At 36.3% G+C, this 22112-nt stretch carries 26 protein-coding genes; 7 read left to right on the top strand and 19 right to left on the bottom strand.

Translation table 11 applies throughout. The features are described 5' to 3' along the window. Window positions 1–56 precede the first annotated feature (56 nt). Window positions 57–455, bottom strand: coding sequence for a DUF1699 family protein (locus J2T59_RS04235; protein ID WP_259134268.1), 399 nt, complete (start codon window positions 453–455; stop codon window positions 57–59). A gap of 224 nt (window positions 456–679) precedes the next feature. Here J2T59_RS04235 and J2T59_RS04230 point away from each other — a divergent pair, with 224 nt between their 5' ends. Beyond that, window positions 680–1498 (top strand): hypothetical protein, encoded by an 819-nt coding sequence (locus J2T59_RS04230; protein ID WP_259134265.1) that lies wholly within the window; start codon window positions 680–682, stop codon window positions 1496–1498. A gap of 2 nt (window positions 1499–1500) precedes the next feature. Here the strand turns inward: J2T59_RS04230 and J2T59_RS04225 are convergent, their stop codons facing one another. From J2T59_RS04225 to J2T59_RS04200, 6 genes are all read right to left on the bottom strand, one after another. Continuing rightward, on the bottom strand, window positions 1501–2265 hold the full coding sequence (locus J2T59_RS04225; RefSeq protein WP_259134263.1) for a ParA family protein: 765 nt from the start codon (window positions 2263–2265) through the stop codon (window positions 1501–1503). Window positions 2266–2373: 108 nt separating this feature from the next. Beyond that, on the bottom strand, window positions 2374–2736 hold the full coding sequence (locus tag J2T59_RS04220) for a helix-turn-helix domain-containing protein (RefSeq protein ID WP_259134262.1): 363 nt from the start codon (window positions 2734–2736) through the stop codon (window positions 2374–2376). Between the two features lie 88 nt (window positions 2737–2824). Further along, on the bottom strand, window positions 2825–4471 hold the full coding sequence (locus J2T59_RS04215; protein WP_259134261.1) for a tRNA uridine(34) 5-carboxymethylaminomethyl modification radical SAM/GNAT enzyme Elp3: 1647 nt from the start codon (window positions 4469–4471) through the stop codon (window positions 2825–2827). 40 nt (window positions 4472–4511) lie between these two features. Continuing rightward, window positions 4512–5546: a DNA polymerase III delta subunit-related protein gene (locus tag J2T59_RS04210; protein WP_259134258.1), complete on the bottom strand. Its 1035-nt coding sequence runs from the start codon at window positions 5544–5546 to the stop codon at window positions 4512–4514. Window positions 5547–5570: 24 nt separating this feature from the next. Further along, window positions 5571–7289 carry a preprotein translocase subunit SecD gene (locus tag J2T59_RS04205; protein WP_259134256.1) on the bottom strand — a complete coding sequence of 573 codons (1719 nt, stop codon included), beginning with the start codon at window positions 7287–7289 and terminating at the stop codon, window positions 5571–5573. Continuing rightward, on the bottom strand, window positions 7286–8185 hold the full coding sequence (locus J2T59_RS04200) for a protein translocase subunit SecF (RefSeq protein ID WP_259134254.1): 900 nt from the start codon (window positions 8183–8185) through the stop codon (window positions 7286–7288). The genes J2T59_RS04205 and J2T59_RS04200 overlap by 4 nt, the downstream gene beginning before the upstream one ends. 236 nt (window positions 8186–8421) lie before the next feature. On the opposite strand from J2T59_RS04200, the gene J2T59_RS04195 reads away from it, so the two are divergent. Continuing rightward, window positions 8422–8880: a deoxycytidylate deaminase gene (locus tag J2T59_RS04195; RefSeq protein WP_259134251.1), complete on the top strand. Its 459-nt coding sequence runs from the start codon at window positions 8422–8424 to the stop codon at window positions 8878–8880. 24 nt (window positions 8881–8904) lie between these two features. Here J2T59_RS04195 and J2T59_RS04190 read toward each other — a convergent pair whose 3' ends face one another. The 3 genes from J2T59_RS04190 to J2T59_RS04180 form a co-directional block, all read right to left on the bottom strand. Then, window positions 8905–9669, bottom strand: a complete 765-nt coding sequence (locus J2T59_RS04190; protein ID WP_374761075.1) for a coenzyme F420-0:L-glutamate ligase — start codon at window positions 9667–9669, stop codon at window positions 8905–8907. A 44-nt stretch (window positions 9670–9713) separates the two neighbouring features. After that, entirely contained in the window at window positions 9714–10223 is a 510-nt protein-coding gene (locus tag J2T59_RS04185; protein WP_259134355.1) for a deoxyuridine 5'-triphosphate nucleotidohydrolase, read from the bottom strand. Window positions 10224–10288: 65 nt separating this feature from the next. Further along, complete coding sequence (locus J2T59_RS04180; protein WP_259134248.1) at window positions 10289–11437, bottom strand: RNA-guided endonuclease InsQ/TnpB family protein; 1149 nt, start codon at window positions 11435–11437, stop codon at window positions 10289–10291. A 53-nt stretch (window positions 11438–11490) separates the two neighbouring features. On the opposite strand from J2T59_RS04180, the gene tnpA reads away from it, so the two are divergent. Then, window positions 11491–11907 carry an IS200/IS605 family transposase gene (tnpA, locus tag J2T59_RS04175; RefSeq protein ID WP_259134245.1) on the top strand — a complete coding sequence of 139 codons (417 nt, stop codon included), beginning with the start codon at window positions 11491–11493 and terminating at the stop codon, window positions 11905–11907. A gap of 188 nt (window positions 11908–12095) precedes the next feature. On the opposite strand, the gene J2T59_RS04170 is transcribed toward tnpA, so the two are convergent. Further along, window positions 12096–12560, bottom strand: coding sequence for an Hsp20/alpha crystallin family protein (locus J2T59_RS04170; RefSeq protein WP_259134242.1), 465 nt, complete (start codon window positions 12558–12560; stop codon window positions 12096–12098). Window positions 12561–12679: 119 nt separating this feature from the next. Beyond that, complete coding sequence (locus tag J2T59_RS04165) at window positions 12680–13882, bottom strand: cofactor-independent phosphoglycerate mutase (RefSeq protein ID WP_259134239.1); 1203 nt, start codon at window positions 13880–13882, stop codon at window positions 12680–12682. 115 nt (window positions 13883–13997) lie between these two features. Here J2T59_RS04165 and J2T59_RS04160 point away from each other — a divergent pair, with 115 nt between their 5' ends. The 4 genes from J2T59_RS04160 to J2T59_RS04145 all read left to right on the top strand — a co-directional run bounded on the left by J2T59_RS04160 (window position 13998) and on the right by J2T59_RS04145 (window position 18129). Further along, complete coding sequence (locus J2T59_RS04160) at window positions 13998–15254, top strand: S-layer protein domain-containing protein (protein ID WP_259134236.1); 1257 nt, start codon at window positions 13998–14000, stop codon at window positions 15252–15254. 123 nt (window positions 15255–15377) lie between these two features. Then, complete coding sequence (locus tag J2T59_RS04155; RefSeq protein WP_259134233.1) at window positions 15378–16790, top strand: aspartate kinase; 1413 nt, start codon at window positions 15378–15380, stop codon at window positions 16788–16790. Further along, window positions 16787–17788 carry a phosphoribosylformylglycinamidine cyclo-ligase gene (gene purM, locus J2T59_RS04150; RefSeq protein ID WP_259134232.1) on the top strand — a complete coding sequence of 334 codons (1002 nt, stop codon included), beginning with the start codon at window positions 16787–16789 and terminating at the stop codon, window positions 17786–17788. The genes J2T59_RS04155 and purM overlap by 4 nt, the downstream gene beginning before the upstream one ends. Before the next feature lie 47 nt (window positions 17789–17835). Beyond that, window positions 17836–18129 (top strand): DUF1894 domain-containing protein, encoded by a 294-nt coding sequence (locus J2T59_RS04145; protein ID WP_259134229.1) that lies wholly within the window; start codon window positions 17836–17838, stop codon window positions 18127–18129. An 18-nt stretch (window positions 18130–18147) separates the two neighbouring features. Here J2T59_RS04145 and J2T59_RS04140 read toward each other — a convergent pair whose 3' ends face one another. The 7 genes from J2T59_RS04140 to mtrC form a co-directional block, all read right to left on the bottom strand. Beyond that, window positions 18148–18723 carry a hypothetical protein gene (locus J2T59_RS04140; RefSeq protein ID WP_259134227.1) on the bottom strand — a complete coding sequence of 192 codons (576 nt, stop codon included), beginning with the start codon at window positions 18721–18723 and terminating at the stop codon, window positions 18148–18150. 96 nt (window positions 18724–18819) lie between these two features. Beyond that, window positions 18820–19776 carry a tetrahydromethanopterin S-methyltransferase subunit H gene (gene mtrH, locus J2T59_RS04135; protein ID WP_259134225.1) on the bottom strand — a complete coding sequence of 319 codons (957 nt, stop codon included), beginning with the start codon at window positions 19774–19776 and terminating at the stop codon, window positions 18820–18822. A 13-nt stretch (window positions 19777–19789) separates the two neighbouring features. Beyond that, entirely contained in the window at window positions 19790–20017 is a 228-nt protein-coding gene (gene mtrG, locus J2T59_RS04130; RefSeq protein WP_259134224.1) for a tetrahydromethanopterin S-methyltransferase subunit MtrG, read from the bottom strand. 1 nt (window position 20018) lies between these two features. Then, window positions 20019–20246, bottom strand: coding sequence for a tetrahydromethanopterin S-methyltransferase subunit F (locus tag J2T59_RS04125; RefSeq protein ID WP_259134223.1), 228 nt, complete (start codon window positions 20244–20246; stop codon window positions 20019–20021). A gap of 5 nt (window positions 20247–20251) precedes the next feature. Then, window positions 20252–20974, bottom strand: coding sequence for a tetrahydromethanopterin S-methyltransferase subunit A (mtrA, locus tag J2T59_RS04120; RefSeq protein WP_259134222.1), 723 nt, complete (start codon window positions 20972–20974; stop codon window positions 20252–20254). 1 nt (window position 20975) lies between these two features. After that, complete coding sequence (locus J2T59_RS04115) at window positions 20976–21296, bottom strand: tetrahydromethanopterin S-methyltransferase subunit B (protein WP_374761074.1); 321 nt, start codon at window positions 21294–21296, stop codon at window positions 20976–20978. Between the two features lie 2 nt (window positions 21297–21298). Next, on the bottom strand, window positions 21299–22111 hold the full coding sequence (gene mtrC / locus J2T59_RS04110) for a tetrahydromethanopterin S-methyltransferase subunit MtrC (protein WP_259134218.1): 813 nt from the start codon (window positions 22109–22111) through the stop codon (window positions 21299–21301). Window position 22112 lies beyond the last annotated feature (1 nt).

The raw sequence follows: 22112 nt of genomic DNA, 5'->3' as shown, positions 1-22112 counted from the left end.
TCTTACTTCAGCGTGATAAAAAAAAGGATAGAGCTATATCTATAGCTCAATAAAAATTATTTTTCTTTCATGAGAAACTCAATGAAATCTGGGCTTAACCTTGTTTCCTTTGACATCTTCTCAGCAATCTCTTCTTCAGGAAGTCCCTCATTTCTAAGTTCTGTTATACGGTCATATACATTCCTTGAAACTTCAGAATATTCATTAATATCTTTTCTATGACCCCATACATCTCCTTCAAGGAGTTTGATACCTTGCATTTCCAAATACATTTCAGCTGACCTGGATAAGGTCTTTTTATAGGAACTTGGAATGTGTAATGCCTTTACATCAGGGCATTTCATGACTAGTGAAAAGATATCTGTATTTGATGGTCTGAATGCCAAATGCACAATTTCCTCATCGGATCCGAGTGTTTCAATCTCGTCTTTTGAACTAACAACTCTTATTTTCATTGTAATCACTTTATACTTATTTTGGAATAATTTATAACTTTTGGGAAGTTATATTAAAAAATTCACTAATGTCTATCTTATTTGTATATACAGTATACTATATAAAGATTATTCTATTAAAAATAATTCTAATTAATATTGTAAAATATGGAAACAGAACAGATTAATGTCAATTTATTTTTATAAGCTATATATTTATATTGTGATTTCATTATATTATTAATGTGTCAATAAAATTCCATAATATACTGACCAAATCAAATAACATTAAAGTGGTTTATGCAACAATTGCATTACTATTAACATATTTTGGGAGCTGGTTACCTGACTTCCAGAATGTAATGGGTATTGAAAATGCAATTATTAGTTCAACTGCAATATTTGGTCCCCTAAATGGAATGCTTCTTGGCCCGTATCTTGGCGGAATGATAACATTTGTTGGAATATCCGCTCATTTCATAACAAGCCCTGAACGCTTAGAATACTCAACCTTTTTTTTGATTTCACCTCTATTTGTAGTTCTATCATCCATAATTGCTGGGTTTCTCATTAGGCAAAAAGAAAACATTGTTATTTGTATCTATTCTCTTTTGATTGTTGGATGGTACTTGTTTGATGTGGGAAGAGAGGTATTTTATTATGTATGGTTCCATCTCCTGATACTTCTAATATTCATATTAATATTCAAACAATTATGGTCTAGATCTAATGGCATAGGAATATACACATTTTTAACCCTTCTATTAATTTCATTGATGGGTGTCCTTTCAGATCATTTAACTGGAAGTATAATGAGTCTGCTACTTAAAGAAATACCTGCAAACTATTATAGTGGTGTTATTTTTCTATACCCAGTTGAACGTTTTTTGTTAGCATTTGCTGCTGCATTTATAATGTATCTTATTGTTTCGGTAGTTTATTACACATTGAATAACATGAATATGATCGAAGGAAGTGTTGAAACCGATAAAAAGAAGACAATCAAGGATTATGTTAGTAATGATGTAAAAAGAGTGCTTGAAGAAGAAATGAGCAGGAAATAGAACTAGTCTAGGTTCAAGTGGGAATCTAGTTTATCTCTTATTCTAAAAACCGATTTTGAATAAGGATGTTCAGGTCTTTGAAGTGTAATTATCTCTTTACATACTAATGTGGAAATGTCACACCTGCACAGAATTGATTCTAGTATAGGAACTTCTAAGTTGGTATTTGATAGAGAACAATAATGATCCTTGCTCTCAGGACACATATTTTCGATAATGGCGCATTCTTTACCAAGCATTCGGTATATTCCGTTAATCACTTGTTCTATACTTTGAATACATATTTTATTTGGTTTCACAGTTACGAGAACGAAATCAGAGACAGCTACTGCATTTACTGATCCGAATTCAACACCCGGACTTGTGTCTAATATAATTATATCGATCCCGAGCCCTTCTAAATCCTTTTTAGCATTAATAAGTCGTTTTAGAATTTTAGTTTGCCATTTACGGTCCATTGTTGAGAATTCTCTGATTGCACCTATCTCGGGATCAGAAAAAGCAACATAAAGCTCACCCTTTTGTCCAGAACGATCTAAATCAATATTTGTCAAAGTTTCATGGATAGAGATAGCGCCCCTCAAATATTCATTGAAATAATTATTTGGTGTGACATTGAAAAATGAATGCAAAGAAGGCCCTTTCGAATCCATGTCCATGAGACAAACCTTTTTTCCAGAACTGACGTAAGATCCTGCAAGATTTAATGCAAGACTTGTTTTTCCAGTTCCTCCTTTACTAGAATGTATCGCTATTGTTCGACTCATGAAAACCCTGATATTAATTAATAATTGACCTTAATAATAATAATAATAATATTATGTCCCGTTCAATTTTTATGACTACTTTTTTTATGAGTACGACTTCAACTATATTTATTTATCATCAACTAAAAAATATACTTTTCTTCCTAACCTTTGTTTTTTTACATGGCCCATTCTAACAAGTTGGTTTAAATAATTGCTTTCAACAGCTCGTTCTTTTTTTGTGATTTCAGCAACAGAATCTGCAGTAGCGGTGCCAAGCTCAAATAGAGCTGTAGCAGTTGTTCGTAGATGTTCTGGCAAGGTTAGAAGTGTCATCACATCTAATGTATGGCCGTGATCATCTTCTTTTTCAGATATATCATTATTGTTATGATTATGATTATGATTATTGTTTTCAATGATCTTATCTAATTTTTCATTGATTTCATCTAAGTTTTTTAGGATCAATTCAATCTTTGCAGTATCGCACATGGTAACCTTAACAGAACTCTTTGCTTGTATACTTAAGAAAAAGTTAATATAAATATATTTCAATTGAAAAATTTTAGAGATACCGCATTTAAGTCAAAAATTTTGACATATAAACTCCATCAAGTTCATATCCATGTTTACGATAATAATCTCTTACCCCAATTCCACTGATAATGGATATTTTTTTAAATCCTTCATTTGAAGCCATTGTTTCTGCATGTTCTAATAAATGTGTACCATATCCTTTATGTTGCCACTCTTTTATCCCTGCTTTCTTGCCAACGGGTACCATTGAGCCGTATACATGTAATTCTCTAACAAGTGCAGCATTATGTAACTCCTTTCGATGTGGATTACCAGGATATCTTAACCTAAGAAAACCTACTAATAGGTCATCACTACTGTCCTCATAAGCGAGAAACTTTTCTTTACCCTCAGATGCATCATAACTAGTGACTTTAAGCCTTACATTATCTGGGCTTGGCTCATTACCTTGCAGGATTTTATGACCCACTTCCCTACATCTGATACACCTGCATTCGCCCCCCTCTCTTTTCAGAATATCTTTAGCTATTTGGCGAATGTTACTTTTTCTATTCCCTGAAAAGATTTGATGTGCAGGTATGTCTCGCTGTATACGCTGTAATCGTACCCATTCTGGTAAATGGCGTTTTATATTTGCAATTAAATGTGCGGTTTCTATATCATCAGGTGATTTGTAATCACCTCTTTTCCACATCTCATATAGTTCAGTGTCTTCTGTCACAAGTGTAGGATATATCTTAAGGTAATCAGGCATGAATCTTGAATCATTAAAAAGCGTTTTAAAACTATGTAAATCGGTTTCAAAATCCATACCCGGGAGATGTGGCATCATATGGAACCCTACTTTCAGCCCGTTATCTCTTAGCAATCTGTTAGCTTCAATTGTATCCTGAACAGTATGACCTCTGTTTATTCTGCTTAGAACATAGTTGTAGATGCTTTGAACCCCGAGCTCGACCTTAGTAGCTCCTAAGCTTAACATACGATCGATATGTTCAATTCGTGCCCAATCAGGTCTAGTTTCAAATGTGATCCCAATATTTCTGATATCTGCTCTTTCATTAGCTACTTGAACGTCTTCTAAGGTGACATATGATCCACTTGTTATGGTCCTATTAGGATTTTCTCTCCAATTAGTGCTGTAATAATCATTTAGTGCTTCAATACATCTTTTTGTGAACCATTCTTGATAATCAATTGACCGAGATGTAAATGTGCCCCCCATCACTATGAGCTCTGCTTTATGTATATCGTGTCCAATCTCCTGGAGCTGATTTAATCTTGATGTAACTGAACTGTAAGGATCATAATTGTGATGTATGGCACGCATGGTCGCTGGCTCTTGTCCCATATAACTCTGTGGTGAATTGAATTGGGATGTGGGTCCACCAGGACAAGGTACACAGGCTCCATGTGGACAAGGCGCAGGCGAGGTCATTGCTGCGATCACTGCCACACCAGATATTGTTCTGACAGGTTTTCTACGAAGAATCTCTCTAACTATATCTTGCTCTCTTTCGTCTCCCACCCTAATTATGTCTGGGTTGCTAGGGAGAGTAGATAATTTATATTTTTGGCTAATTTTTTTTTTTGCTTTATTCAATTCAATAGGATCTGCGAGTGTCCCATTAAGTACCATGTCTAGAAGCTCTCGACATGCTTTTTCTTTTGTACTAGGGTCAGAAGACATTTTTTATCCTTTTCTGGAAAGAGTGGTTATTATAATTAAATTAAAATCTTGAAACCATGTGTTCAAGCTGTATACGATCGTTTGCTGAGTGTAACATCTTGTGCTCGATCTCTGCGATTAACTTGATTAAATGGATCACTTTACTCTCAGGTTCATTTGATTCAATGATAGCTTTATGGAGTAGTTCAATAATCTCAACACCCGACATCCCATCCTCTATTATCAACTTATCAATGAGTTTTCTTGAATTAACTATATCGCCATCAATCGCTGATTCAAAAAGTGGTATTATACCCTCATGTATTTGGCTCACAATAGCTTCATAAATTGATTCAGAGGTTACCTTGTTACTGTTAGTTAGAGTAATAGCCAGTTGCAATGTGTACAATCCCTTTTCTATGTTTCCTTTACTATCGTAGTACAGAGCATCTAATGCATCTTCTTCAGTAACTAGTTCCTCATGATTAACAATTTGTTGCATATAATCAATAAATTCATTTTGTGCAACATATGTGAAATATACCTGTAATCCTCTTGATCGTAAAGGAGATATCAGCTTTGAAGGCTGTGTAGTAGATAGAATAAATCGAGTTGTAGCTGTATATTTCTCCATGATTCTTCTAAGTGCATGCTGTGAACTAGAATCAAAAGATTCTGCACTGTCTATGAAAATGAGCTTATAATCATGGTCAATAGGGGACATACTAGAGTATTCATTCAATATCCGTTTGAATATGGATATTACACTTTCACGAACTTTTTTAGGGTCATCAGTACCTATAATCCTCTTAAACCTTTTATCTCTAACAATGTACCTTTTACCCATAGTAAAGAAATCTGAAGCGTTAAAATATGTAAAGTTTCTAGTATAATTATCACCGTAAAGATCATTTGCAAGACAAAATGCAGCTGAAGATTTACCGGAACCAACAGGACCATGGAAAATGAAATGTGGGAGATTATTAGAATTGACTAATCGAGTTAGCAAGTCAATTGTTCTTTCATTCCCAACCATTTCAGCTAAACTACGAGGCCTATATTTCACAGTCCATATATCGTTACTTTTGTGTTGCATCCCAACCAACCGCACTTTGAGACTTTAATCTGCAGCAACTTTACTCTCAGAATCCTCAAGTACTTTCTTTATGACTTTTCCATATACTGGTCTTGCCACGAACACACCTAACATCACACCAACAATGGTAGTCAATGCAAATCCCTGCAATGCACCAAATCCAAGGAATACTAGAGGTGCCATTGCTATAGTTGTTGTTGCTGCAGCTCCCATTATTATAGCGAATGCTTTAGTTATACGTGCTAAATAAACCTTAGTAGGTGGCAATTTTCCTTCATACAACACTTCATCTGTAATAATGATAAGGTGATCTATTCCTGTACCAATCACTGCTATGATAGCTGCAATGCTTGGAAGATCGAGTTGCCAACCGATAGCTGCTGCGAATCCAAGTATCATTATAACTTCAGCAACTGAGATACCGACCATTGGAACAAGGATCTCTTTTCGTCTATATTTTATGAACACTGCAGTGGCTACTGCGAAAAGAGCTATCAGTCCAATGAATACAGATTGGTTTTTGAACTGTTCTCCAAGTGTAGGATCTACTTCACCTGCACCAATTATCTCTACATTAACTGGTAATGCTCCTGCACGAAGGTGTATTTGTAGCTGTTCTGCTTGTGCTTGGCTATCTTCATCACTTCCAGTTGAAGCTTGCCATGAGTATATAGGTGCATCTCTCAAACTTTGAGCAGCAGAGAAACTAAGTGGTGCACTATAGATCTCTTCGTCATCAAGGTACATTATCAGGTGATGGTCACCAGGATTATCCACTGCACCTACTTCAATTGCCATTTGCTGGAGTTTACGAGCGCCCTCTTCATTCAATCTGAATGGTGTATGCCACTGTTCATTCTGGAACGCTGGCATACCAACACTTACAACATCATCTCCATACAATACATGTCTTGTAGTTTCTTCATCGACCTGCATTCTCATCTCAAACCTACCAGGCTGCTCAGTAATTTCACGAGCAGTTGGAAGATCGATTCCAGCAAAGTCTATTAATATATAATCATCACCAACGGACCTTACAGGGATGTCCTTTAATCCCATTGCATCCATCTTGTCACTAAGAATTTTTTGGGTAAGGTCACGTGTTTCTCGAGTAACACCTTCATGGAAGATTGGATTACCATCCGCATCAGTTAATACAGAGCCATCTACCTGATTCATTAGATCTTCCAGTTCTTCATACTTTATTTCTGACCTGATTTCGTAGTATGTTCCATCAGGTTGTTGAACTGATACAACTTCTGTGTCAAGTGTATGTGAAAGGTATGCAATGATCAATCTTTCTTTGGTAGCTGTAGCTTCTACGGTAGTAACACCGTCAGCTCTATCTATCTCAACATCTGTCATTCCAAACCTTTCGAGCTCGAATTCCATCAGTTCGGCTGATGTTGTGAATTTGATGAATACTTCTTCACGCCCTTCTATATCCGGATCTAAGGTCGTATCCACTTCCTGGATATTAACTTCTTCATCAGTGATGGATTCAACTAGGTATTTAACAATTTCACCACTATCGGCGTCAAGCTGAGCTAACCCTCCAGCTAACTTTAGCTGAAGCCATGATCCACCTTCAAGGTCTAAACCAAACTGAAGATTAGATGTGAATCCTTCATCAGAAGAATACCATGGTTGTATAGCAACTACTGCCAATAAGAGAATAACAATAAATATACGTACTCTCCAGTCCTTTAATAAACTTGGAGGCTCCTCATCCCTATAATTCATATTTTCAGCCTCCTGCCCGGCTTATCCACATACCATCTCAATATTCCTGTATTAAGCATCCAGGTATTCATGATATCAGCTGCAAGACCGAATATTAGTACAATTGAGATCTCGGATAGTAAACCTATTGGAGTAAGTGCTGGAATGAGCATATGAGGATATGTTGAAACTAGATACATAACAACAAGTGCTGCTAATGTTGTTGTGGTCATAGTAATCCCTGTATCCATTGCCCTAGAGACCTTCTCTTCTGTGCTTCCTCTTCGCTTCAATATCCTTGTATTGAGCAAAATGTCACTGTCCACAGAATAACCTATTATCATCAATAGTGCTGCAACTGTACCTAATGTAAGCTCTATACCAACTAGGTTCATGAAAGCTAAAGCAATAGCAATATCGGAAGTGGCTGAAAGAATCACTACAAGTGAGGGGATAGATGTCCTGAATATCAAGAAAACTATAAGGGCCATACCGATAAAAGAAATGATCAGAGCCATAAGGGCTTGAACTTGCAGATCTTGACCATATACGGCACCTATTTGCTTAATGTCAATAGATGTATGATCGCCTCTAATATCGCTTTCAAGCGTTTCATAGACATCTCTGTCCATAGGTCCAAACTGCATAATCGCTCTATCACCAGTTATTCTTACACTAGTGATCGGATATTCGGAATACTTCTCTTCTAATTCACGTGACGTTTGATCGGTTTCAATTGTTATCTGTGTACCACCCTGAAACTCCATACCAAGATGCACAGGTGAACCTGTACTCGCGAAAGTGAACAAAATTATTATAAGAGCAATTGCAAACACAGCTAGAGGGATTGCAATGATCTCTTTGTTACTCTTTCGTTTAACAAAAGAGTCCATATGTTTGTACAAACTAAAATCCATTTATTAAATCTGCTCCGAATATTGATTTAGTAGTATAAGAAATACGAACCTACGTGGAGATATAATTATTAACTACTTCTCGAATTTGCTATTTCTCTATTATAGAAAATATAAAAGTATTTCCGTTATTTGACTCGTTTTATTTTAAGGAAGGAAATTTGTGATCTAAAATCTGAACCTAACATGATCTGTGAAACTATATAATTATTTATATTATTTATCCATTATGTGCATTGATGATCGAAAGACCTTTAATTGACGAATATTTCTTGGAGATAGCATCAGTTGTGGCAAAAAGATCTACGTGCCTTAGGAATAAGGTAGGTTCTGTTATTGCTAGAGATAAACGTATATTATCTACAGGCTATAATGGGGCACCTAGTAATATGGAACATTGCTTTGATATTGGTTGTATTAGGGAGCTGCAGAACATAGAATCTGGAACTAGACACGAAAAATGTCGTGCAGTCCATGCAGAACAGAACGCTATTATACAAGCAGCAATACATGGCGTATCTACAGCAGGCGCTACTATATACTGTACTCACCAACCCTGTATATTATGTACAAAAATGATAATTAATGCCAATATAAAAAAAGTAGTTTATCTTGCAGAATACCCTGATAATGACTCACTTCAGTTTTTCTCAGATGCAGATGTAGAAATACTAAGATTTAGCCAACTTGAAAAATAGGTGAAATGCGATAAATATATCAAATCAAGAATTATTTTTTAGCGCATTTAATCCTTTTCTAATAATATCTTGTTCATTATCACGATACAACTCTTTGACTGAACACTTTTTATTAGAAAATAGGTTCATACCTCTAATAATTATAACTGGTGTTCCACCATTACCTTCACCCATCAAAAGGTTTGCAGCTGCAGCTAATTCATCCGCAATAGCCTCCTGTGTGATTTGCAGTTCATTTCCAAACAAGTCTTTTTCGCCAACCCAGTCTCTTATTGGTTCAATGTTTGCTATACCAACAGCAACTGCAATTTGTCCATTCCTAAAAGCTCTGCCATTAGTGTCAGTAATAATTACAGATACGTTATGACTAGTCAATTCGGTGATTCTTCCTGATATTTCTCTGGCACTCCTATCAGAATCCTTGGGTAGGTCGAGATACAAACCAGATTCTACGTTCGAATCATCTACTCCCGCATTGACACAAATACTTCCATTTTTATGTTCAACTAAAATGAATGGAGCCTCTATTAGACATTCGTTAGACCTATCTAAGATCGCCTGAACGAGTTCAGGTTTCATATTACATCTATTAGCTATTTTTATAGCTTTATTCCCTGGCTTGATATTTTCGAGCGAAAAGAATTCACCTTCAGACTTTGCGATGATTGTAGATGCAATAATGATTATATCCTCATCTCTGATAGAAATACTTTTACAAACAATATCTGCAATATCATCTCCTTCTTCTATTATAGGAATATCATTTAAGGGAATCATTTCAACGCTCAATATGATGACCTCTTTGTTTATAACTTGAAATCTATTTGTTTAAGTTATATATTCTCATTTTGATACATACCCGCATAGCCATGCTCAACAGCTGAATCTAATACATAGAAAAGTAATTGCATAACCCTTGCATTCTTTTCAACATGAAAACCTTCTTTGTTATGAACTAGAAGCAAACATTCACTACGTCCTCTATACCCAGCATCCCATACAGCAGTTTCAAGTGTTACACCACACCTAATTAAGCTGGACCTAGCTCTTGCTATAGCTGCCATGTTCTTTGGGATATTGACTATTTCATTGAAAGTTATCTTGTAATATCCTTTTTGAAGATATATCCAACCATTATCAAATTCAAGTTTTGTTGTATTTGGGATTGATCTGGATGAATTATCATAATCAACTTTGCCAGCTTCCTCCAAGACATAAACATCCTTGAGTGTCATCTCAATACCATTTGGCTGTACTTGTAACTCACTGTCAATTAATCCTTCAACTAAAGGTGGTTCATTGTTCAGCAAATCTTTTAGTGACTTTTCAGATAATAACGACATACTTTCAACTAATGCACAAGAAATATTAAACATTGTTGAAATTAGTTAAAGCCACCAAAAGTGAACTACCACCCTATGAATATGGTGGCTTCCTGCTTCATCATCGAATCCAACGACTCAATTCCACAGGCTTGAACTGTAGTTCCTACAGCACGATTGAGAATATTGATAGCTGCATTATGGTCACGGTCAAGAACTAATCCACAGTATGGACAATTATGTACCCTTAATGCAAGTGTTTTCTCGACTTTCTGACCACATTTGCTACAAAGTTGTGATGTATTATATGGATTGACTAATTCTACAAACTTACCAGCTTCTCCCGCTTTGTATTTTGTAATCTGAATTAGATTACTCCATGATGCATCATGTATTGATTTTGAAAGTCTTGAATTTTTAACCATATTCTTTACATTCAGGTCTTCAAAAGCTATGAAATCATAGGTATTGATGAGTTCCCTGCTTAGTTTATGGTTAAAATCATTTTTCTGATTGCGAATTTTCCGATGCAATCTGTTTACCTTGTCACATTGTTTCTTCCAATTATTAGAAAACTTCCTTTTTTTGCTAAGATTACGTTGTTGTTTCTTTAATTCAGCCTCTGTATTGCGATAATATTTTGGAGAATCTATCTGAGTACCATCACTCAATGTTACCAGAGAATTGAGTCCAACGTCAATACCTACAAAGGTAACAGGTTCAACAGGTTCAACATTATTCTCAATGACCACAGAGAATGTGACATACCATTGTTTCCCATCTTTTCGGATAGTACAGGTTTTGATTTTACCTTCAATTTCCCGATGCTGAACTATCCTTATTTTTCCAATCTTTGATAGCTTCAACTTCTTCCCAGAAATACTAAAACCAGATTGGGGATAGGTAAAACTGTTATATCGTTTCTTCCCTTTGAAACGAGGATAACCTACTTTCGCTTCTCCATTCTTACATCGTCTGAAAAAAGCATCAAAGGATTTTCCTAATCTTCTAATTACATCCTGCTTTACCTGAGAATGTACTTCTGTATCAAATTCAAGATACTGAACCTGATACAACTGTTCCATAGTAGACAATCCTTGATTACACCTTTCGTATGCTTTTCTACGGTCTGCAAGAAATTCGTTATAGATATGTCTACACACATCAAGTGTCTTATTCAAAGTCACTTCCTGTTTTTTTGTAGGATACAATCTGAACTTATAAGATTTCTGCATTAAATATCTATAGGTCAAAAACATTTAAATATCTTTCGTGCCTATAGGAGAATATGTCTTATTCAAGCTCTGCTGTATATGAAATCAATTATCACATCGTATGGTGTACTAAATATCGAAAACAAGTTATGAATGATGAATTAAAACAATTTCTCGATGACCAGATAAGAACTATTGCCGATTCTAAGGAATGGGAAATACTTGAACTTGAAGTCATGCCCGCACATATACATCTCTTCATATCTGCACCACCGTTCATAGCACCTACTGATATCGTTAAGATAATTAAAGGTGTCACTGCAAAGAGAACATTCCAGAAATTCCCTGAACTACGAAAAAAAGAATTTTTGGGTAATCATCTTTGGTCACCAAGTTATTATATTGGTTCACATGGTCAAGTATCTGCTGAAACAATTAAGAAATACATTGACGGAAGTTCAAATAGGGGACGTAATTCATCCACTGTTTAAACACGGTGGTCTTCTTACTTCAGCGTGATAAAATAATGTACTAAGACAATAAAGTTCAATAATGAGCGGCGATGATGATAGTTACCCCGACTGAGCACTAAAATGATGAAAAATTAGAACTGATGCCGCACTTATGATTTTAAGAGGCTGGTCTTGTGCAGACCAGCTACTAAAAAAGAGGGGATTATTTATTCAATAAGGATTTTCTTTTCCTTATCTTCAATTTGAGATTTAGGAAGTGTAACCTTTAACACGCCGTTCTCTAACTTTGCAGTTGCTCCATCTTCTTGAACCGAAGCTGGTAATTTCACTGCCCGTGAGAACATACTATATGCCCTTTCACGATGAATGTAGTTTTCGTTCTTTTCTTCAGATTCAGTTTGGCACTTACCTGTGATCTGTAACATATCATCATTTATACTGATATCGATATCCTCTTTATTTATCCCGGGGATATCTGCAGTTACTACCACATTATTCTCATTTTCCTCTACATCTATTAATGGTGCCATTACATTATCTGTAGATAGTTCTGTACCTGGGCTTATCTCATCAAAAAGCTCATTTAATCTGTCTTGTGTTCTTCTAATCTCTTCGAATGGGTCCCATGGACCTAATAAACCTCTTCTTCTTGGAAAGCCAACTTTCTTCATTATAATCACCCCACGTATTTTTTATTCAAAATACAGTATTATGATTGTTTGTTATTCTATATAAATTTAACTATATTTTACAAAGTTGTCATTGTCAAAAGAGAGTACTAGGTGCAAGATTATAAGTTCATCATTGTATTGATAAGATCGTAACCCATTACCTGTCCGAGAGATCCTTGAATGGCAGCATTTTCGTCGTATGATTCCACGTAATCACTTTGTATTGGATTGTTTGAATATATGGTGAAAGGTACTGGATCGGCTGTATGTGTCCTGAACTTAATAGGTGTAGGGTGGTCTGGTGTAATCAAGACTCGATAATTCTCTTTATTGTCTTTGATGTGAGAGAGAATAGTACCCACGACCTTCTCATCAAAATTCTCAACTGCTCTTACCTTTTCTTTGATGCTACCTATATGACCAGCTTCATCCGGAGCTTCTACATGCACGAAAACTATATCCTGATCCTGTTCGGTCAATGCATTAATCGCATATTCTGCTTTTGCTTTATAATCTGTATCAAAATAGCCAGTTGCCCCTGGAACCTCTATGACATCAAGCTTAGAGTATATTCCAATTCCCTTGATGAGATCTACTGCAGAGATAACAGATCCCTTTATTCCATACATATCATTGAATGCTGGGAACTCCGGGGCTTTTCCTTGTCCCCAAAGCCATATTGAGTTGGCAGGAGATTGTTTATTTTTGACCTTTTCAAGGTTTAATGGATGATGCTCAAGTATACTATAAGATTTTGTAATAATTTCTGAGATAGATTCACTGTCTTTTCCTGTAGGAAGATTATCTTTCCAAAATTGGCCCATTATATCATGTGGTGGTTTGCACAATGTATCTGTCCCTAAACCTTCTTTGGCTATTAAGAGGTGCTTGTAACTCATACCAGGATACATTTGGAACGAAGAATCGTCACAGAAGGCAGAATTAAGATGATTTATTAGTTGTGTTGCATGTTCTGTGGAAATATGGTCTGCGCTATAATCTTGCAATAAATTGTTTTTCAGTGTTACAAGGTTACACCGGAAAGCAATATCATTTTCAGCAAGTTCAACGCCCATGCTCGCAGCTTCTAATGGTGCCCTTCCAGAATAGTATTTCTTTGGATCGTATCCCAGTAATGACATGTTTGCAACATCACTTCCAGGAGGCATATTATCAGGCACGGTCTTTGCTAACCCATTGATTCCATTTTTTGCCATGTAGTCCATATATGGTGTGTTAGCATGCTGAAGAATGGTTTTATTTCCTAGTTCTTCTATAGGAATATCTGCCATTCCATCTCCAATTAGCATAAGATATTTCATGAGGTCACCTTTAAATCAAATATGATCAATTAAACACAAGTAAAATAATATAACAACATATTAAAACTTGTAACGTATGAAAAAACTTTCTCTAAAATACTCAAAAAGTGGTCCTATGAAAAACTCTAAACTGTTAATTCTACTTGTCTTATGCTTGGTATTTATCTTTTCAGTATCTTGTACAGCTGCAGGATATGAAAAAAATGCTCTGGTTCATTATTCTGAGAGTGAGATTGAAGCTGGACAAACTGTCCATTTAGAACAGGGATACTCTATCAAAATTGTTGATATAGGCAAAAGTGGACCATCATCATTTATTGAAATTTATCATGATGATCATGAGGTTGATGATCTAGATGACAATATTGCACGAAATGACTCGCCTATTGAATACATTATCACGATAGAAGACGATGATGATGAGGATAATGAAACTGATTACTTACTTTTAAGTATCACACCTCTTGAATATATAGAACGAAGTGATTCTAACCGAGTCAAATTCAAAATTGAACAATATCTTGATGTGAGGTATGACATTGATGAGTTCTTATTGGTAGACGAATCCAAAAGTGTAAGAGTTGGAGAATCTCTAGAATTGGAGGAAGGATATGCACTTGAAGTACTTGATATTGATCGCAATTCAAAGGATAAAGTTAGTTTGAGATTGATGAGGAACGATTTTTCTCTCATTGATGATGAGATTGAGATTGGAGATATTTTCTACTATAATAGAGAAATAGATGGTCAACCAATGACAATTTTCACTGCACGACCCGTGAATTCTTTTGTTAGTACCCATTCAGAAGTTGTTTTCTTTGAACAAATCTCTCAAAGAGAATATTTGGTGGGTGATAAGGATATTGACCTGTTCTTAAGTGATCAAGATAAAAGTGCAGTTAAGCAAGACGAGATCACAGTAGTAAGATATTATATTGGAGATGATGATGTACAGGAAGCTATAGTATCGTTGAATAATGATATTATAGATAGACGTAACAGCCCACAACAAGGTACTTACTCTGTCTTATTAGAGGATCTAGATTTAGGTGAACATGAGATAGAGCTGGAAGTAGTTGCATCAGATGGTACGCGATCATTTAAAGAAATAAGTATAACTGTAGTAGATTCGACAGTTGATATAGGTGAACCAAGTTTAGATGATGAGATTATACCTGAGAATACCAGCTCTATATTTGATAACTTGAAATTCTGGAGTTCAGATTCTGGGGATACTGGTAATGGTGATGAAATAGAGGATGAGGGGTACGACCTTTCAGATACACCACCGTTTGCTTTAATACTTCTTGGAGTACTGTTAGTATTCGGAGGAATAGCTGCTCTTATAGTATATGTGTTCAGAATCAGTTAATTAGTCTAAATTGTAACAGGTATCACTAATTTCAAAATATTTATATTAATTATTTTCTTTAAGATATTATCATTAGAATCAGAGTAGTAATATTTAACACAAGTTAAGCAATGTGAGATTAATATGAGACTGGTAATGAAATTTGGTGGTACCTCAATAGCTGATGGTGAAAAGATACTGCATGTTGCAGACCTATTAAAAAAATATCACGATGAAGGTCATGAGGTTGTTGCAGTTACATCTGCGTTAGGAGGTGTTACCGATGCACTGTTAGAAACTGCATCTGCGGTTGCATATAATGGAAAAACCCTTCAAGTCAATGAACTGATATCATACTTAAGAGAAAAACATTATACAGTAGCTACTACAGCTATCAATGATAATGAAATACTGGATTCTATTCTAAAAGAACTTAATGATAGAATAGATGAACTTGAAAAGGCTCTTATTGGTATTTGCTATTTAGGTGAGTTGACTTTAAGATCTATCGACTATATTTCTTCTTATGGGGAAAGATTAGCTGCACCGATTGTCAGTGGGGCCGTTTGTTCCAAAGGTATTAATTCTATGAACTTTACCGGTGGGGATATTGGTATCATTACAGATGATGTATATGGTAATGCAAAACCTATAGAAAACACATATGATAGGGTATATGATAAACTCAATCCAACTATATGTTCTTATATTCCAATAGTAACAGGTTTTATTGCTGAGAGTGAAGAAGGTATTATCACTACTCTTGGCAGAGGAGGTTCTGATTTCACAGCTTCAATCATAGCTGCTTCAATAAATGCAGATGAGATATGGTTATGGAAAGAAGTTGCAGGTATTATGACCAGTGACCCTAAGATAGTACCCGAAGCCCGTACGATTTCCCAAATATCTTATAAAGAAGCAATGGAATTATCTTATTTTGGGGCTAAAGTACTCCATCCACGTGCAATAGAACCAGCTATAGGGCGTGGTATACCGGTACGTGTAAAGAACACATTCGATCCTGAATTTGTTGGAACAATCATTGTAGCAGATGAAATGCAGATAGAGGATGTAGTAAAGGCTGTAACACTTATAGACAGGGTTGCATTGGTGAATATTTCAGGAGCTGAGATGGTCGGTGCTATAGGAACTGCTTCAAGAGTTTTCACTGCCCTTGCAAATGCGTGCGTAAATATAATTATGATCAGTCAAGGGTCATCAGAAGCTAACATGTCTATTGTTGTAGATGAAGCACATCATGACGTGGCTGTTAGAGTAATTAAAGAAGAATTTGGACGTGACTTTGTACGAGTTGCGTCAGATAAGGATATTAGTGTTGTAGCCGTGGTTGGTGCAGGAATGGCTGGAATTCCGGGAGTTGCTGGCAGAGTCTTTAATTCATTAGGATGCGAGAACATTAATGTGATAATGATCAGTCAGGGCTCTTCACAGCACAATATTTCTTTTGTGATACATGAACGTGATTCTATAAGAACTGTAAGAGCTCTTCATCGAGAATTTGAGCTCGATTCTGAATTCGAGAGGAAAGAAACTTGACTAGAAAGAAATTAACTTATGCAGGATCAGGCGTTGATTTTGGGCAAGAAGAGTCTACTATAAAGGCATTGACAAGCAAATTCGTCTATCGAAAGGATGGACTTGGCTCTGCTATGATGGATGTAGGACATTATGCTGGTCTTATTGATTTTGGTGATTATGCACTGGCTATGACTACAGATGGCGTTGGCTCGAAGGTCCTTATTGCTAATGAAATGAAAAAATGGGATACTGTTGGTATTGATTGTATAGCTATGAATGTGAATGACCTGCTTGCGATTGGTGCAGAGCCTCTAGCTTTCGTTGACTATTTGGCAGTCGAAGCACACGACGATAACTTTGCTAAACAAATTGGTGAGGGATTGGTTAAAGGTGCCAACATTTCCAGAGTATCGATTGTGGGCGGAGAAACTGCGACTTTACCAGAACTAATTAAAGGTTTTGATCTTGCAGGTGCATGTCTTGGAATGGTCAAAAAAGAAGATATTATTACTGGAGATGCCATCGAGATAGGTGATTCTATTATAGGTATTCCTTCAAGCGGTGTTCATAGTAATGGGTATACTCTTGTTCGAAAGATAATGGAGGAATCAAAGCATTCATATCATGATAAATTTCCATACGATACATCTAAAACGATTGGAGAGGTTCTGTTAGAACCTACAAGAATCTATATGGAAGTGCTCAATTCGATAAGGGACTTTGATATACACGGACTTGCACACATTACAGGTAGTGGCCTATTAAAACTTAGAAGAATAACAGAGTTAGGCTTTGATATTTCTGACCCGATAGAACCTTGTGATATATTTAAATTCCTCCAAAAAGAGGGAAATATTGATGACCATGAAATGTATAAAACATTTAATATGGGCATGGGCTTTGTCCTGATAACATCTCCTCAGTTTGCAGAGGAGGTTGCAGCGAGCGTTGATGGAAAAGTTGTTGGCCATATATGTGAAAAAGGAATTATGGTAAATGGTCTTGCTCTTGAATGAGTTGATACTCGCTTTCTTATCAATAAATAAAGGTAGTGTTAATAAAAATGGTTTGTTTAAATGATATCAAATATGATATACTTCTAAAAGATGCAACACCGAAAGAATGTGAAGATCTTATCATGGATATTTGTGATGAGGTCTATTATGTAAAAGCAGGGTACAAGATAAGAGACATTGCTCTGGTAGGAAGTGAACAAATACCGGCAGGTATCAGAAACAATTCTATAGTATTTAGGTTCATAAAACCCTGTACTGGTCTTTTTGTTCTTGAGATAAAAGATGCTCTTGATGAGATAGAAAAGTTAAGGAATAATAAAGAGAATATTAGAAAAAAGTGAATCTAATCATTCAATTTTTCAAAGTTTAACTTTGCTGGAAGTATCTTTTATCCACTTCAAGAAATTAGGTGATGGAAATTCATGGATCGAAGTCAAAATGATAGTACCTTTACCATGTTTTTTAGCTATTAGTATACATTCATCGTTATTATTATAGATACATTCTTCAAATTCGTCAGATTTGTGAAAATACCCGTCACATTCTATGTGTTCATCTGATTCTTCTATTATCAATTTAGAAAACTGATCATCAGTAAGATCTCTGCCTAACAATGTACTCTTATGATCCTGGATATACCTAAAATTGTATGGTAACCAGCAATAATCATATTCATTTATTGTAGGTCCATATACGACAAGAGTACCGCCATTTTTAACAAACTTCTCAAGTCTATCAGCACATTTTTCAATGTTTGAATATACTTTTGAGTATGCAGGGTTAGCAAAACCTGTGGGTATGATGATACCTTTACATGCGGGTAAGAATGGTGTATTGATACTACTTGAATTTACTCTATCACATGTCATATCATGTTCTTGGAAAAGCTTTTCAAAAAGTATTGGTGAATCCCATATCATTATAAAATCGGTCATATGATAGGGTAATGTATGGCATTAATATTAATTTTTCCAGAACTAGTTATTTATTTGGATGAAAAAAAAAGAAAAAAGAGAACTGGTATTGTAAAATCAAACCAGTTTATTTATTGGATGTCCTTCATCCAATATCTCTAGATTAAGTTCTTTTGCTGTTTCTGCAAGCATTATGTCAACCATAGCAGTTGCAGGGAATACTGTTTTTGCATTCTCAATAGGACCGTAGAGTTGGAAATTAGAACTCAATATCTGTGCAACAAGATTAGTTCCTATGTCTGTTGGTAAATAGACTTCTCTTCTCTCTTCCTTGGTCTCAAATGATTTTTTGTATGCTTTCATCCAGTCCCATGCTGATGCCATGTTGTGGTATCCACCACCAACAGGGAGTCCAAGCCTACCTTTAATGGCGATGATACTTCTCATAGTTGCACCTGCTCCTGCACCAAGTGGAGTTGCAGCTACATCTACCAGTGGTTTGGTGATACCACATTCCTTTGCAACCTCTAACATTCCCTTATCTTGCCCGGAACCGCCGGTCTCAAGAATATCGATCTTACCTTTTACAGTTGGATCGGTTGCATTGAATGCTAGAACTATGGCAGCTTCAACATCACTTTTTGTGATAGCTAATGTTTCTTCTTCCTGGATACTTGCATTTACTGAATTATATATTGCCCTGTCAGCAACACCTATCTCAGTTGCATACTCTGCAGCGAATGCTCGTACATCTCCTGCAGAAGAATCTATTAGGAATGGTGTCTTGTCATCGATCTCAACGAACCAGTCTATGTAGTTTTTCATTGCTTCTGTAGTCTCACCTACAATCTGGTTCACATATGGGTTTCCTGTAACGTCACCCATTTCTTCCTGTGCTTTCCAGAGAGATTCTGCAGCCTCTTTATCGAAGACACCTTTATCTTCATCAGAAACTATTTTGTGCCTAGCATAGAACATAGTTCCTACTAATACAGTAGGATACTGGCCAGGCTGACCTCCAAAATTGATCCCTCCAACTTCATAAACTTCTTGTTTCTTGTCAAACTTAAACATTAAAACACCTCGGTTAATAAACAATCGATGACAGTGAGATATATAAAAGGAATATTAAGATACCAATAGTTAATCCATACAATATTCCTATATCTCTTCCTATTTTCTTACCTATACGTTGTGCGACTTCACTATTGAAGAACTCGACCTTCTGATCAATCAGGTCAAGTTTTTTCATTACTTGCTCATAATCATCAGTGTCAACTACTGAGATTGGAATTACATTCTCGTCATCACTCATATTATAACACCTGCCATATTATCATTGGAAGTATGAGCACGAACAAGACTGTAAGTACGAATCCAATTGCAAATCCTTTCATACCAGCAGCTGCCACGCCTGAATCTAGTTTTTGGTTTCGTGCTATCAATTGTGCACGATATTCAATACTTTTCATAGTGTTATCTATTGTTCCCATTTGTGGCTTAACAACAGTTGGAACTCCACTTCCTTGGTTTTCTTCACTCATTCAAATCACATCCCGAACAATAAAAGGCCAAGCAATGTCAATGATGTAATTAGCCCTATCATTATACCTTCGATCTTACCGGCATGAATACCTGAATGGTATTTATTCATAATACCGGCTTGGATCATGTCTCTATCAATATCCTTGATCCTGGATTGAATGACCGCGACCTCAGATGCCATTGGTTTAATTCCAGTAGCTGCATCCTCATCTCCACCATCTTCTCCAACTTTGATAACCATAGGATCAGCATCAAAAGCACCTGGATCCTTGTCAGCAAGTTCTTTTATTTTGGCTGAGATCTCGGATATATCTTCAGTACCTATCAGCTCGACACATTCTACCTGTTGCTGGAACCTTTCAATGGCTTCTGGAGTGAGGTTCTCTACATAAGGTATTGCACCTATAGCACCTACAATTCGATTCTCTTTCACACCGTTTTGATGTATTTTTAGGAATGCATCTCCAGTAATATGACCTTTGACCTCAGATCCTGTTATTAGCAGATATCTAATATTTGGATTTGAATTGATGTGTGCAACAACCTTCTCAAGGCCAAGATTCTCTGTTTTACAGGGACCCGTAATTGATGCACCAGCATCCAGTAAAGGCTGAGCAGGTAAATGTGATCCAAGTGTAATTACTGCTACACAGTTTTCTACATTTCCTACATCATATTCTCCTTTTAGGATTGGCCAATCAGGTGCAGGTTCTCTTTTATCTACCATGTTAGATCACTCCTCCAAAAAGGGCCATTATGTACAGAATGAGTGCCAGTATTCCTGTAAATACAAAACCTGCTAGTATTCCATAAGCAGCACTGCTAACAAGACCTGCATGATACGATGCACGACCTCTATTTGGATACGATGAAGCTAGGTTTTGGTCAGGTGTCAATGAACTGATCAGATCATCTGCGATTAGGTCCAGTTTATCAACTTGCACCATCATAGGATCCATTGAGTAACTAATCACATCAGGCCTCTCTTCAGCCAATAATGAAGTCTCAGGATCTAGCACAAGATGTGCTTCCGGTGCTATATGTACCATACTCAACTCAATTCCTCCTCTGTAGGCAATAATCCGGTACCAACTACCTTATATGCATCACGTTTAACATAACCTAAGTATTTAGCAAACGCGAAAAGCCATATAGCCAACCCAATCAATATTGCGGGTACAGCTGAAGCCAAGCTAACACCGGCAACTACAATACCTGCTAAAATCATCGCGATTGAACCATCAATGAAAGCGACCGATAATGTACGGTCTTGCTTTTCGTCAGGACCTAGATTTGCGTTAAATGGATGTAATATCGCAATTGCACCTACTATGAACACTACTGCAATAAATCCGTTTGCTATCACATTATCAATTATACCTGTAATCTCGAACGTACCTGCCATAGCTGTACTTATACCTATTATAGTAATAGTACCTGCAGCAGCAATCTCAGCAGTTGCAGTTTCCATAATTGGGACTCCCATTTTCATTAACCTGTTTCCAAGGAGTCCTATAATCAATCCTAATATTGTTGCAACAATTACTGCAATAATAGGTCCTGCAATTCCTCCAACTGCTAGACCAAACAGTGCCGCAACAATTCCGATACCTATTGCTAACATTCCAATTGAAGGTACACCAGTTCCGATACCATAACTACATACACGTCTTACAGTATCAGCACCCCATACGATTGCACAGATTGCACCAAGTGCACCGAAGAACGATAGTACGGGTCCAAACATGTCTGATAGGAAATGGCCTGCATACACTCCAATCAATCCACCAATTAGTCCAAAGGCGATCATTGTCTTTGGAGGTATAGCGGATTTCACTTTTTTGGGTTCTCCACCTGCTGCCATA

It is taken from the genome of Methanosalsum natronophilum, assembly GCF_024808815.1.
GTDB lineage: Archaea > Halobacteriota > Methanosarcinia > Methanosarcinales > Methanosarcinaceae > Methanosalsum > Methanosalsum natronophilum.
Note: the sequence above shows the minus strand (reverse complement) of the source record. Positions and strands in the feature narration are given on the sequence as shown.